This is a genomic window from Anaerobacterium chartisolvens, assembly GCF_003337415.1.
In the GTDB taxonomy this organism is placed as follows: Bacteria; Bacillota; Clostridia; order Acetivibrionales; family DSM-27016; genus Anaerobacterium; species Anaerobacterium chartisolvens.
The window spans coordinates 50325-62766 of sequence record NZ_QPJT01000001.1 but is presented as its reverse complement, the minus strand read 5'-3'; the positions used below and the strand labels follow the sequence as shown (position 1 = coordinate 62766).

16 protein-coding genes are annotated in these 12442 nt (G+C 40.9%); 5 read left to right on the top strand and 11 right to left on the bottom strand.

Features of this window, described 5'->3' with window-relative positions; genetic code table 11:
• Positions 1 to 49: 49 nt before the first annotated feature.
• The 11 genes from DFR58_RS00305 to DFR58_RS00255 all read right to left on the bottom strand — a co-directional run bounded on the left by DFR58_RS00305 (position 50) and on the right by DFR58_RS00255 (position 7445).
• A complete protein-coding gene (locus DFR58_RS00305; protein WP_114295816.1) occupies positions 50 to 568 on the bottom strand; it encodes a hypothetical protein in 519 nt (172 codons plus the stop codon).
• A gap of 16 nt (positions 569 to 584) precedes the next feature.
• Complete coding sequence (locus DFR58_RS00300) at positions 585 to 758, bottom strand: ribbon-helix-helix domain-containing protein (RefSeq protein ID WP_114295815.1); 174 nt, start codon at positions 756 to 758, stop codon at positions 585 to 587.
• Entirely contained in the window at positions 758 to 1396 is a 639-nt protein-coding gene (locus tag DFR58_RS00295; protein ID WP_114295814.1) for a hypothetical protein, read from the bottom strand. The genes DFR58_RS00300 and DFR58_RS00295 overlap by 1 nt, the downstream gene beginning before the upstream one ends.
• Positions 1389 to 1973: a ParB N-terminal domain-containing protein gene (locus DFR58_RS00290; RefSeq protein WP_242987337.1), complete on the bottom strand. Its 585-nt coding sequence runs from the start codon at positions 1971 to 1973 to the stop codon at positions 1389 to 1391. Before DFR58_RS00290 ends, DFR58_RS00295 begins: the two co-directional genes overlap by 8 nt.
• A complete protein-coding gene (locus tag DFR58_RS00285) occupies positions 1970 to 3046 on the bottom strand; it encodes a phosphoadenosine phosphosulfate reductase domain-containing protein (RefSeq protein ID WP_278278791.1) in 1077 nt (358 codons plus the stop codon). The genes DFR58_RS00290 and DFR58_RS00285 overlap by 4 nt, the downstream gene beginning before the upstream one ends.
• A gap of 16 nt (positions 3047 to 3062) precedes the next feature.
• Complete coding sequence (locus DFR58_RS00280; RefSeq protein ID WP_114295811.1) at positions 3063 to 3938, bottom strand: hypothetical protein; 876 nt, start codon at positions 3936 to 3938, stop codon at positions 3063 to 3065.
• Positions 3892 to 5220, bottom strand: a complete 1329-nt coding sequence (locus DFR58_RS00275) for a helicase-related protein (RefSeq protein WP_170137970.1) — start codon at positions 5218 to 5220, stop codon at positions 3892 to 3894. Before DFR58_RS00275 ends, DFR58_RS00280 begins: the two co-directional genes overlap by 47 nt.
• A 70-nt stretch (positions 5221 to 5290) precedes the next feature.
• Complete coding sequence (locus DFR58_RS00270; protein ID WP_114295809.1) at positions 5291 to 5548, bottom strand: hypothetical protein; 258 nt, start codon at positions 5546 to 5548, stop codon at positions 5291 to 5293.
• A complete protein-coding gene (locus DFR58_RS00265) occupies positions 5548 to 5811 on the bottom strand; it encodes a hypothetical protein (protein ID WP_114295808.1) in 264 nt (87 codons plus the stop codon). Before DFR58_RS00265 ends, DFR58_RS00270 begins: the two co-directional genes overlap by 1 nt.
• Before the next feature lie 17 nt (positions 5812 to 5828).
• Positions 5829 to 6284, bottom strand: coding sequence for a hypothetical protein (locus tag DFR58_RS00260; RefSeq protein WP_114295807.1), 456 nt, complete (start codon positions 6282 to 6284; stop codon positions 5829 to 5831).
• A 39-nt stretch (positions 6285 to 6323) separates the two neighbouring features.
• Entirely contained in the window at positions 6324 to 7445 is a 1122-nt protein-coding gene (locus DFR58_RS00255) for a hypothetical protein (protein WP_114295806.1), read from the bottom strand.
• Positions 7446 to 7596: 151 nt separating this feature from the next.
• Here DFR58_RS00255 and DFR58_RS21695 point away from each other — a divergent pair, with 151 nt between their 5' ends.
• The 5 genes from DFR58_RS21695 (at position 7597) to ilvD (ending at position 12437) form a co-directional block, all read left to right on the top strand.
• Positions 7597 to 7752 (top strand): hypothetical protein, encoded by a 156-nt coding sequence (locus tag DFR58_RS21695; protein ID WP_170137969.1) that lies wholly within the window; start codon positions 7597 to 7599, stop codon positions 7750 to 7752.
• A gap of 93 nt (positions 7753 to 7845) precedes the next feature.
• The gene (locus tag DFR58_RS00250; protein WP_114295805.1) at positions 7846 to 8394 is read left to right on the top strand and encodes an OB-fold protein; all 549 of its coding nucleotides are present in this window, start codon (positions 7846 to 7848) and stop codon (positions 8392 to 8394) included.
• Between the two features lie 103 nt (positions 8395 to 8497).
• Positions 8498 to 9217, top strand: coding sequence for an ABC transporter permease (locus DFR58_RS00245; protein WP_114295804.1), 720 nt, complete (start codon positions 8498 to 8500; stop codon positions 9215 to 9217).
• Between the two features lie 13 nt (positions 9218 to 9230).
• A complete protein-coding gene (locus DFR58_RS00240) occupies positions 9231 to 10514 on the top strand; it encodes an efflux RND transporter periplasmic adaptor subunit (RefSeq protein ID WP_114295803.1) in 1284 nt (427 codons plus the stop codon).
• Between the two features lie 258 nt (positions 10515 to 10772).
• On the top strand, positions 10773 to 12437 hold the full coding sequence (gene ilvD, locus DFR58_RS00235) for a dihydroxy-acid dehydratase (RefSeq protein ID WP_114295802.1): 1665 nt from the start codon (positions 10773 to 10775) through the stop codon (positions 12435 to 12437).
• Positions 12438 to 12442 lie beyond the last annotated feature (5 nt).

Sequence of the window (12442 nt, the reverse complement as noted above, 5' to 3'; positions counted from 1 at the left end):
TTGGCTAAATTCTCTCATATCCATATTCATATTCATATCCTCACATTTTTTATTTTATTCTGCACCATGCCTCTGCCCTTTGCACAAGGGCTTCGGTTGGATAGTTGCTGTACGTATGCGCTATACAGGCATCGTACTCCACGCGGTCAAAGAGCATTTCCCTTTGTCTTTCTATTGCTTTTTGGAGCCGCGCCGAAAAGTCAGTCGAAAGCCCGACGTAGCGCATAACCTCAAGCACTCCTGTTGCTGCGTCCACAAGAAACACTGTTAGAGCAAAGCCAAGTCCCGGACTAAGTGGCTGAAACTCAAAGGCAGGGGAGAGGTGTACGCTATAAGGAGCATCCATATACCCCATTCCTGCAAATTTGAATAGCATGAAGATACACGGCTGCTTTTCGTAAAATCCCAGCTCAAACTTGCCTGCCCTAACAGACTCAATTTCCTTTTTGGACGGCTTCTGCAGGTACAATTCCAACGCTGCGCCTGAAGCCCCGAATGAAAACTTAGGTGCTTCAGGGTAGCTTGTTTTCCCGGGCCAAAACAATTGACCTACCTCAAACTTTTGCATAATCTCCTTAACCTCCTTAAAATACTCTTTCGCCCTTTTCTATCTTTTCTTTCATTATTTCAAGCGCCTTATCCACTAGGCGCGTCTTTGGTATACCCGTCGACTTTGCATACTCTGCCAAGAAATCATGTGATTCTTTCGACAGAGTAAGCGTAATATCCTTCCTGTTTTTCAAATCTTTCCTTCCCATTACAAAGCTCCTTTTTTATTTTTATTTACACGCTCAATTAGCACAGATAACCTTTTGGGGTTTAATTCTGTGCCAACAAATTTTTTCCCATTTTCATAAGCATGTAATCCAACGAGGCCACGTCCCATACAGAGATCCCCTATTATATTATAATCCTCATTAGCGCATACCCATTGGATTATGTTTTCCTCATCCATGTAATCCAGTTTAGGCGCGGACTTTTTGCGGCTACCGCGAATTACATAGCATATTTTGTCTTTGCTATGGTAATAGGTACTATTATAAAAAGTCACATGCTTGTAGATCCTTCTCATTTCTATAATAAAATCAGCAATATGTTGCTTTCCAACCTCCACATAGCATGTTTTCGGATCTACATCTACTATACACTCAAATAGCCGATGATAAAAACTTTCAAAGGTTTCAGATCTGAGAGGCTCATCTGCTTTTGAATAGAATGTATTTAAGTTTCCAAGATTCCAAGGGGGATCTGTGAACATCATATCGGCCTGATACATAAACTTAGGCAGGGGATCAAAAATATCATGAACCTTTACCATACTGCCGTCAGGGAACTTATATCCTTGCTCCGGTATCGGATATCTCAAGTACGCTCCTCCGTAGTCCCAATTAGGCATTTTCCTCTACCTCCTGCATTATCCAAGACTTTGAATAAATTTGATTTTTAAACAGCTCTGCTATTCCAGTAATTTGCTTGAGGCGGTACACTTCTTCCATTTCCATTCCAAGATGCTTAGAAATCTCTTCGTCAGATGCGCCCTGATTAATCAGGGCCTGAACCAAGTCTCCCATAAGCTCAACCTGATGAACTCCTCTAGCGCGATTAAACTGTACAGTTGCCTCCATCCTTTGTTGCGGAGTATGATCCTGCACTATGATCGGGATATATTCTGCATCAAGCCACATGTTTAAAATAGTATCCCGATGAAATCCGTCCTCTACAACAAATTTCCCGGTATCCTCATCCCAAGCCGTTACTACTGCGTAGCAAAAGCCGTTTCTTAATATGGATGTTTCAAGCAATTTCATATTATTATCCGGCACATGATTAGGGTTGTAATTGTTTGCGACAACAAGTTCCTTGGGCACCAGCATGGGACACATCACAGGGAGAGTAACTTCCCCCTTCTTTGTTTTGATTTTTGGAAAGTCAGGAACGGTAAAAACTCCATACTCTGTCTGATATTCTCTCACAACAATTCCCTCCATTTTTTTATTGTTTCTTCCCGCGGGTCAGGCCCATTATCAATCGGGAGGTTATTTTCATAATCATTAAGTATGAGCTGCCTGCACTGCTGCCTTGAAACATATTCATTATCAAATTGCCTTGAAAACCTCCTGATAAAGATAGGTTTTTTGCTCTCGTCCGGATATGTCTCAAGCAAGAAGTTCCTGTATCCCCTCCAAGATTTATAATTCTTAGGAAGCTTCCTGACCTTCAACATTGCATTTTCTTTGCCGTAAATATGTCCAACACTTATTCCCTGCACGCGCTTTAAAAGCTTATCATATGTCTTAGGTTCAAACTCTGGAAGCTCCACCAATGCCTTGAAGCTTTTTTCGTGGATTAAACTAGACACCCTTATTTCCTGCATCCCCATGCCTTTCTTGTACATATAGTCATATATTTTGGAATACCTAACTTTATTATCATATATAAACTTCCATATATCATGAAAGTTCCAGTCGTACAAGGGATAAAAGGTCACGTTGTTGTTTATCATCTTTGTGGCCCAGTAAATATCCTTATACCCTGGATTTTTAGATACTGCCCTCCACCTGTTGGGACTTTCTGTGGCACGTAATCCCACTAAGAACGCAGTACCTTGTCTGTAATTGTTAAAGTTCTCTATTGCATCGTAAAAGCCGAAACCCTTGTTTTTATCCCTTACGGTTTCCTTATCACGATCCCAAGGTTTGTGTTGTATGCTGTCTGGTTCCTTTGCGCGCATCCATATTTTATGTTTTCCTGCCTCCCAACACTTTAATTGCCCATCCTTAAATGATGTGGCATTAGTGAGATTGAACTCTATCTGAAACCATAATTTTATCGTATTCTCCGGGTACAGTCCCATAATCCAGCGTACCTGTTCTATGGTGCTTTGATAGACAACCTCTTCATCGAGAAAAAAGATACCTATTTTCCGGCCTCTTCTATGCGCTTCTTGAAGTGCTAAATACGCCAAAACAGTACTATCCTTGCCACCGGAAATAGAAACGCATATGTTTTCAAATTCATCAAAAATATATGCTATGCGTTCCCGCATGGAAATGTCTACAGTTTTATTTATATAAACTTGCTTTAGCATATATAGCATCCAGCCTCCCTTTCCACTGCATGAAGTCGCTTGTAATTACGCTGTCTATGGGCAGCGTTGTACTGATATATTTTACTTTGCCGCAGCCTGATACTTTAAGGAAATCGTTAAAGCTTAACCTCCTGTAATGCATATCAAGCACGATATAGTTGCCTTGTTTATCTATGTCTGCATATGTAAGCACGTTGTCCAGCTTAAACCGTTTATTCCTGGCCACATATATTTTATCCGGGGTAATTGCCGATTTCTTTAAGTCACCGGCAAGGAGCTGCAAGGTACGAGGTATAGTATCAGGGTCTTTCTGCCCCAATTCATCAAAAAGCTTCTCTTTCTTTTTCTCATACTTTTCCCGGTCTTTAGATGATACCTCAACATTAGCGCAGCTAAGGTATATCTTAAATGGTTTGGTTTTTATATCCTCTGTCTGCAGATATATATAGTCAAAAGAATTTCCGTGAAACTTTCCTTTATTCTCAAAATCAAAAAGGATCATCATATCATCTTTTGTGTCGATAATAGGGAAGAATTCAAATATAATCTTATGGGGAGTTTGATTAAGGTAGTGGTGAGCGCAATTATACGTCAAGTCGCTCCTGTTTTTAGTTCGCATACAGCCGTCCATGATTATCAGACTACTTTCCCCAATTTCCTCTAAAAGCCTATAGAAAAACTTGTACATGATTATATCCGAGTATTCGATATACTCAATTTCCTTATCCGTCCTATATTTGGGCTGAAAGTGCTTAAAATAGAAGCAATATATCTTCTTAATATTGTTTCTGGATAAATAATCGTCAAGTACAGACTGTTTCTCCCGTTTGTTCAATCCTATCCGTATCATAACCTTTCTCCTCTATTCCATCAATCCATTTTGATAGCCCCCGCCCGTTGCGAAGCTCATCCTTAAATGAATCTGACAGCGACTCCTTTCTCCATAAGTTCTTAAGTATTCGTGTGTCAATCTTGCTCCTTGCGCATATGTCAAATAAATTAACCTCTTTATCTTGGCCTATACGGTGTATCCTGTCCTCAGACTGTGACCGAGTAGCCCAGTTAAAGTCATTGGAATAGTATACAGAGTTATTGCAAAACTGAAGATTAAGGCCATATCCCCCACAGGTTTTATTTGCAAGAAGAAAATTTGCTGTATCTCTGAACCTTTCCAGCTGCTTATACCTGCTTTTTAACCCTATGCCGCCGTGGAACTCAGTTATAACTTCCGGGCTAAAAGCCTGTGTTAATACCTGCTTTATTTCATCTATTTCGTGCTTATACTTGCACCAAACGATGACCTTTTCGTTCTCGAAAGAATTCAAAACCTCAAGCAGCGTTTGTATTCTTGGATTATCATGAGGATTATCAAAAAAAGGTTTACTTATAAGGGGATTAATACGCAGTACATGCTTCCCGCTGCATATAAGCTGTAAGCCTGTAAACAGTTTATAAATCGTTGTACTATCAAACTCATCAACATTTGACAGTAGCATATCTTTAGTTTCCTCATAGTGCTGTGCCTGCTCCTGTGTTAGCGAAAAGCTTCTTTGCATATACCGCTTTTCAGGAAGTGCAAGGCATTCTTTTTTAGTAACCGTATAAGTATAAGGCTCTATTTTCCTAGACAAGTAGTCAACGTTAAGACACCTCCTTGGCCTCCCATATTCGTCGTATTCAATATGGTTTGCCGCAAAGCTCCAAAAACTATTATAACCCAAAATCCTTTTGTCTAAGATATACCACTGGGCAAATAAGTCAGCCTCGCTTTTACTAACCGGAGTGCCGTTTAATATTATCCTATATGGACACAACTCTGCAAGCCTTTCAATTCTGCGTGTTCGTTTGGCAAAATGATTCTTTGCCAAATCACTCTCGTCCACAACAAGATACGACTTTGTTTTTGCCGCCATATCCAGTAATTTGAAATAGAGACGATCCGACTGGGAAAGACTCTCTATCCCATATATATGAATTATACTTGCATCGCTGATGTGGCCAGAAATATTAAACTGCATATCCTCCTTAACCGAACAGGGGCATAACCATATAACGTTATTTATTTTACCTTTCAACAGCCTATTATATATAAGCTGCAACGCTATTCTTGTTTTGCCGGTACCTGGTTCCATATATAAAGCCCCCACCTTAATCGGACTAAGCTTTCCGACTGCCGGTACTTGGTGAGGGAGAAGTGTAGTATTAAATTCCATATTGGTTGCAAAATTTAGCGAGTATTACATTAGGCAACTCACCTTTTAACTCCTTGCATATCCTTTTTGCTCCATCTAAAATACTTTCTTCAGGAGGGATATACCCTTCTACAAGTACACTTAAAAAACTTGTTTCTTCTTCGTTCAAATCCTGAACAGACAAGTAATGTCCTTCTCCCTGAGAATGCAAATATATATTAACTGGATAAGGCCACGCGTTAGTTTTTATATCAAAATCAATCTCCATTATTCCTTCCCCTCCTCTGAATGATAGTTTGGGTATCCCCAGCCCAGTGCCTTAAAATATTCCTCATACTCCCAGCCCAGCTCTTCGGCTGCGCTAAAAATACAATCCCTATAATCCGGGCTAAATTCGGCTTGTGGTCCGTAAGTTTCCATCAGCTCCTTTTCCAACCCATTTATATAAGCTGCAAAAACTTCCATCCCCTGCTCTCCTAATTCCACTAACTCATCCTGTGTTTTATAATTCCTTTCCAATTCATCCATCATCTCAAAACAACTCCTTTTTATATCTTATCAAACGACTCCTGTAAGTCGCCGATTATATTTTCAAGTCTCAGCACACGTGAGCGGAGATGAGGGTTTTGTCTAGCATAATCAAAATCTTTTCGCAAACTTTCGATATCTTCATATCGTTGGGCAAGCTCATACTCCGCATCTTCGAGCTTCATCTTGGCTATTATCTTTTTTATGTTCGTGTGCCAGTAGTCCCTCCAAATGTATCCGTTCCCGGCATCTTCTGCATAATGTAGGATATACCCAACCCCCCCATTGACGTGCTTACAATCTCCATCGGACAGCAACTCGACAGCCACATGCCCATAGTTTTTGCTGTACTTGCAAAACAAGTTGTCGCTTAAGGCTTGGAGGACGGTTCTTTTATCCTCCACACTAAGAGTTTCTAACGTTTCAATCAATTCCGGCAACATATCTTTTGCCGTTTCTTTTAATAAATCACTCATAATACCCTCCACAGCCCGGAGCCTTAACGCTCCTGCGGCTTAATTATCCTTTAAGTCATCCAGCACGTCCGCGCTGGATGCAAGTATTTCCCTCAAGCCGTCCTTTGCCTCTGGCTCCGGAACCTTGACAGGCTCCACAACCTCCGCAGCAGCCATAACCCTTTTCTCGTTTTCAACAATCTCCAGCGCACCAGGAGAAAATTGAAAATCAAACAGCCTTGCAAATTCCTCGACCTCTGCATAATAGCGAGGCTTTATAACTACGCAAGGACTGGACCATGCAGACTGTGGCAGTTTTCGGGCAGTAGAATACAGTTTGTCATCCCTCCCGTCCCAAGATATAGCCAACCATCCCTGATAAGTGCCTTTGGTCTTGCAAGACACCCACCGCTTGCACTCAGGAAGGTAAGTACCGTTAACTGCCTTTTCCCGTGCCTCGGCATTATTGATCAAAACGGGAAATCCGGCATTCAAAATCTTATTGCCAATCTCTGCAGCCCTATCTATTGCGGTGCCGGTCTTATAACTCATGGTACGCCTCCGTGCTCCGCTCGACCAGTCATACCCCAGTCCCTTGCAAATGGCTATTATCCGGTCGTCCTTTTTTGAGATGACAGACACCCTGCTATCCTCGATCCTTACCTCAACATATGCCTCTTCAGTAGCATTCTCAGGACGCAGTATATGCTTCTCCTGAGCCTCTTTCTCTGCTTTCTTTTCTTTTTCCTCCTCAGCTTTTATTTCCGCCTCCATTTCCGGAGGCATCATGGCTGCGGCTATTACCATCAGTTCCCGGCCTGTACTGTCGCGGTGGTCTATCCACCACTTTGCTTCGGTTGTTTGAAACAACTTTTCATACGTTTCAATGCCCTTTTCGTTTAAGCGCGGAAGCATATCCGCAAGTATTTTGTACTTTTCAAGCCGGATTTTTAAAGCCCATGTTACCTGCTTTTCACTGCCTGTAAGCTGAGGCAAATTAGCCTTTTCGCTTGCTTTCTGTTCCTGCTGCTTCTTATATTCCTTATAGCAGTCTGGGCACATTCCAAACTTTGTTCCTTCCTTTTCTCTCCAATACTTTTTAGTGCTGGAAAGAGATGATGCTGTATATGTTTCGCGGCAATAAGTCTTGCCGCAGTCCTCGCAGATAAAACTCATATTCATAATTTTTACCTCCTCCTTATAACTTACTATATATAAATATTACCACTAAACACACTGTACGTCAAGTGTAAATAGTAAAAATATTTACATATAAGTTTATTTATTTTGGGAGTTTGTGCATAATATTTACAAATATATAGGAGGCAGCCACATGAAGATGTTAGGCAGACTGATAGCGGCAGGGGTTATATTAGCAATCATATTTATTCCGGGAGTGTCTCAGGCGCTTACAAATGCGGCAGGAGATATATTCTGGCATATAGGTAAGGCGTTTTCTGATATAGTCATGAATGCAATAAACAAATAAAAAATAGCGTCACAAATCCAAACTCATGTTGAAATATATTGGTAATGCATGTATAATAATGTGGAAAAATATTTCACATATGGGAGGTTAAAAATGACGGAGCAAACAAAAACAAAGAAGCCTATCACTAAAAAGTGGTGGTTTTGGGTAATCATTGTTGTGGTAGCTATAGGTGTAATTGCAAATTTGGGCGGGAACAAAGACAAGGATATGGCTGCATCTAATCCAACAGGCCGGGTTCAAGGTTCAACCAACCAAGAAACTTCTACTCCTCCAACTGAGGGGGACAAAGAAAAGCAGCAGCCGGAGCAAAAACCCGAGCAAACAATTGATGTTACTGTTACCGCTGAAGAACTGGCAAAGGCGTATGACGATAACGAAGTAAAAGGGAATCAGCTCTACAAGAATAAGCTTGCCGAGATAACTGGCAAAATTGACAGCATAGGGGAGGTATTGGGACAGACTTATATTGTGCTTAGTGCCGAGGAGGATTTTGCAGTAACTCAAGTGCAATGCAATTTTAAAGACAAGGACGAGATAGCTAAAATCGCGGAAATGAGCAAAGGGGACGAGGTTACTGTAGTAGGTACAATAGACGGCAAATCCCTCAATGTAAGCGTAAACAAGTGCAAATTTAAGTAAGGCAAGACGAAAGGCCCGGAGGTTATTCGGGCCTTTTACTTACGTACAACATGATGATGTTATTGAGATAACACCTTCTAAAGAAGGAATTTTAATCTCCAGTTTGGTAGCAAAAAAGCTGGATATAAAGGTCGGGGATACAGTTATTATTGAAACACCATTTGATAAAGTAAGGAAAGCTAAAAACCGGTTAATTGTTACAGGTATAGTAAAAAAATATATGGGAAATAACTGCTATTTACCTATTACCAGTATGGGGGATATCCTCAAAGAAGGGGTATACGCGACAGGTGCTGTAGTTAAAAGTGATACCGGTATGTTTGAAAAGGCTAAGAGAGAATTACTTAAAATTCGTGGAATTAAGATGCTACAAAGTCGTATAGAAGAATATGAAAATTCTCTGCAGATGTTTGATATTGTATATCTTTTTGTGGCCATTATGATTATATTTGGAAGTATTATGGGATTTGCGAGTATATTTAACTCAACTGTAATTAATATAATGGAAAGGCGAAGAGAACTGGCGTCTCTTAAAGTATTAGGATATACAAAGGCTGAGATTGAAAAGTTATTGATGAGGGAAAGTGTTATTCTGGGTGTTATATCATTAGCTCCGGGAGCTATCCTAGGCAGGTTGCTATGTGAATTATTTGCGGAGCAATTTAGTACTGATGTGTTAGTGATACCTGCTATCGTAAAAATTAGTACTTACATAATATCTTTTATAAGTATTTTTGTGTTCATCATTTTAGCTCAAAAGGCAAATGAAAAAAATATATTTGGTCTTGATATAGTAGAAGTATTAAAGAATAAAGAAGGATAACGGGAGGATTTATATGTCAAAAGTGAGACTTAAGGCAGTAATTACAATTAGTGCTGTAACTGTAATTATATTTGGTGTTATTTTCTTATACGGAGAATTAAATGCCGTGGGTGTAAACGTACATGTAGCAAGTCCGGGAGAATTGATGGAGTATGTTGAAGTCCGGGGTAAAGTTGAGCTGGATTCCAAAGAAAAAATATACAGCAAAGTTGACGGAAGGATTAAATCCGTATTGGTTAAGGAAGGAGAACGTGTTGGAACTGGTGACGAACTCGCACAAATAGATGTAGACGATCTCGAGCTATCCATAAAAAAAGCTCAAGCAGCGTATGAAGAAACTAACAGTAAGCTTGGAGAGCTAAGAAGAAGTATAGAATCTGAAGAGGTTACAATTGCAAAAGCTAAAATGGATCAGGCAGGGGTTGCAGTCAGGACAGCAAGGGAAAGCTACAATTATAAAGAAGATTTACTTCAGAAGACACGTGCTTTGTTAAAAGATGGCGCTGTATCACAGCAGGATGTTAAGCAGCTAGAGTTAGATTTTGAGACAAGCAAAAATTTGTTGGATGCTGCGGAACATGAGTATACTATTGCCGAACAGAATTATAAACTTTTAAGTAAAGGTATAAAGAAAGAAAGCATTGATTCTGTTCAAGCAGCTGTAGAACAGTCAAAGCTCCAAATTCAGGAACTTAGCAACCAGCTTGGGAGAGTTGATATAAGGCCAAATATAAATGGTGTCGTTATTCAAAAAAATATTGACGTAAATTCATCTGTTCAATCTGGATTTCTCCTCTTTGAGGTGGGAGATTACAATTCCGCATATATAAAGGCTAATGTTTTAACGGATGATGTGGGTAAAATTGAAATAGGACAAAAGGCTGTTATTAGCGGTGAGTTATTAAGCAAGAAGGAAATTGACGGGGTAGTTTATTATATTGCGCCAAAGGCCGAAACATCAGTATCCTCAATTGGTGTTGAACAGCAAAGGATCGAAATAAGAGTTAAATTTGATAATAGTAAATTTAATTTTAGGCCTGGATACGGTGTTGATGTTAAAGTTATTACGAGTGAAAAGCAATCAGTATTATATGTACCAAATAAATCCGTTTTTGATTCGGAAGGTAAAGATAGTGTATTTATTGTTAAAGGAAATGAACTTGAGCTGAAGAATGTCGAGAAAGGAATAGAGAATAAGGATTATATTGAAGTTGTTAACGGGATAAATGACGGGGAAAAGGTTGTTGCTGATCCAAACAGTACTTTGAAGCTTGGTACAAAGGTGAAAATTAAATGAGTTACCTTTTATTCAAGATTTAATTAAATGTAAGTATCTTCAACGCAAAAGCTTTGCCGCTATATATAATATTTTTATGAAAAATGCAAATATGCCTCCCGTTTTTTAATGAATCTTATCTTTTTGATTAAAATGCTGGACAGGCACCTTTTAAAAGTAGTAAAATAATTTTATCTTTAAGCAGCCGGGTTCACCCGGCTATTATTGTTAAAAATGCCATTATTAGCTTTAATTATAGAAAGTGAGGCCTTTTAAAATATGAAAAGTGATATTGTAAAAAAAGGGGTGGAGAGAGCCCCTCACAGGTCGCTTTTTAAGGCGATGGGTTATACCGATGAGGAGATAAGCAGACCTCTTATCGGAGTGGTAAACTCAAAAAGTGAAATCGTTCCCGGGCATATACATTTAGATAATATTGCAGAGGCTGTTAAAGCGGGAATAAGGATGGCGGGGGGTACTCCTGTCGAGTTTGGTGCAATAGGGGTTTGCGACGGTATAGCGATGGGGCATACCGGAATGAAATACTCCCTTGCCACAAGAGAGCTGATAGCTGATTCATGCGAGGCAATGGGCCTGGCACACAGCTTTGACGGTATGGTGTTCATACCCAACTGCGATAAAATCGTACCCGGAATGCTTATGGCCGCTGCAAGGATAAATGTTCCCGCAATAGTTATAAGCGGAGGGCCTATGCTGTCGGTACAGCGCAACGGAAGGCAGCTGGATTTTAACAGCATGATGGAGGCTGTGGGTGCTTTTAAGGCGGGTAAGATTACACAAGAGGAAATATGTGATTTGGAGGACCATGCCTGTCCGGGCTGCGGCTCCTGCTCGGGAATGTTTACCGCCAACTCAATGAACTGTCTTACGGAGGTTCTGGGGATGGGGCTGCCCGGCAACGGAACGATACCTGCCGTTTATGCCGAGAGAATAAGGCTTGCAAAGACTGCCGGCATGAAAATAATGGAGCTGGTTGAAAAGGATATAAAGCCCTCCGATATTCTCACGCATGAGGCTTTCCACAATGCACTGGCTGTTGATATGGCTCTTGGCTGCTCGACAAATTCCGTGCTGCATCTTCCTGCAATAGCAAACGAGGCGGGAGTAGAAATAAACCTTGATATTATAAACGAAATAAGCGGCAAGGTTCCCAACCTTTGCAAGCTTTCACCGGCAGGACCCCACCATGTTCAGGATCTCTATGCTGCAGGCGGTGTGCAGGCTGTAATAAAGGAATTGTGCAAAAAGGATTTGATTCATACCGGCCTGCTGACGGTGACGGGAAAAACAGTGGGTGAAAATATAGAAAAGGTAAGAGTTCTTGACAATGAGGTAATAAGGGATATAGACAGCCCGTACAGCCAAACGGGAGGAATTGCGGTGCTGAGAGGAAATATTGCCTCTGACGGAGCCGTGGTAAAGCGTTCTGCCGTTGCACAGGAAATGCTTGTGCACAGAGGCCCCGCCAGAGTATTTGACTGTGAGGATGAGGCAATAGATGCCATATATAACGGCAAAATTTCTAAGGGCGATGTAATTATAATACGCTACGAAGGGCCAAAGGGAGGCCCGGGGATGAGAGAAATGCTGGGGCCTACATCGGCAATTGCCGGAATGGGTCTTGACCGGGATGTGGCGCTCATAACCGACGGGCGTTTTTCAGGAGCGTCAAGGGGTGCGTCCATCGGGCATGTTTCTCCCGAGGCAATGGAGGGCGGAACTATAGCGGCTGTCAGAGAAGGAGATATAATAAGTATTGACATTCCTTCAGGAAAGCTGAATGTGGAGTTGCCGGAGGATGTTTTAAAGGAAAGAATGCTGGAATGGAAGGCTCCCCAGCCTAAAATAACCAAGGGTTATCTGGGCAGATATGCAAAGCTTGTAACATCGGCGAGTACGGGAGCAGTGCTTAAAAACAATTGACGAGG

Coding starts and splice junctions, on each gene's coding strand:
- DFR58_RS00305 (WP_114295816.1), bottom strand. CDS start 568: ATGCAAAAGTTTGAGGTAGGTCAATTGTTTTGGCCCGGGAAAACAAGC.
- DFR58_RS00300 (WP_114295815.1), bottom strand. CDS start 758: ATGGGAAGGAAAGATTTGAAAAACAGGAAGGATATTACGCTTACTCTG.
- DFR58_RS00295 (WP_114295814.1), bottom strand. CDS start 1,396: ATGCCTAATTGGGACTACGGAGGAGCGTACTTGAGATATCCGATACCG.
- DFR58_RS00285 (WP_278278791.1), bottom strand. CDS start 3,046: ATGCGGGAACGCATAGCATATATTTTTGATGAATTTGAAAACATATGC.
- DFR58_RS00280 (WP_114295811.1), bottom strand. CDS start 3,938: ATGATACGGATAGGATTGAACAAACGGGAGAAACAGTCTGTACTTGAC.
- DFR58_RS00275 (WP_170137970.1), bottom strand. CDS start 5,220: ATGGAACCAGGTACCGGCAAAACAAGAATAGCGTTGCAGCTTATATAT.
- DFR58_RS00270 (WP_114295809.1), bottom strand. CDS start 5,548: ATGGAGATTGATTTTGATATAAAAACTAACGCGTGGCCTTATCCAGTT.
- DFR58_RS00265 (WP_114295808.1), bottom strand. CDS start 5,811: ATGATGGATGAATTGGAAAGGAATTATAAAACACAGGATGAGTTAGTG.
- DFR58_RS00260 (WP_114295807.1), bottom strand. CDS start 6,284: ATGAGTGATTTATTAAAAGAAACGGCAAAAGATATGTTGCCGGAATTG.
- DFR58_RS00255 (WP_114295806.1), bottom strand. CDS start 7,445: ATGAATATGAGTTTTATCTGCGAGGACTGCGGCAAGACTTATTGCCGC.
- DFR58_RS21695 (WP_170137969.1), top strand. CDS start 7,597: ATGAAGATGTTAGGCAGACTGATAGCGGCAGGGGTTATATTAGCAATC.
- DFR58_RS00250 (WP_114295805.1), top strand. CDS start 7,846: ATGACGGAGCAAACAAAAACAAAGAAGCCTATCACTAAAAAGTGGTGG.
- DFR58_RS00240 (WP_114295803.1), top strand. CDS start 9,231: ATGTCAAAAGTGAGACTTAAGGCAGTAATTACAATTAGTGCTGTAACT.
- ilvD (WP_114295802.1), top strand. CDS start 10,773: ATGAAAAGTGATATTGTAAAAAAAGGGGTGGAGAGAGCCCCTCACAGG.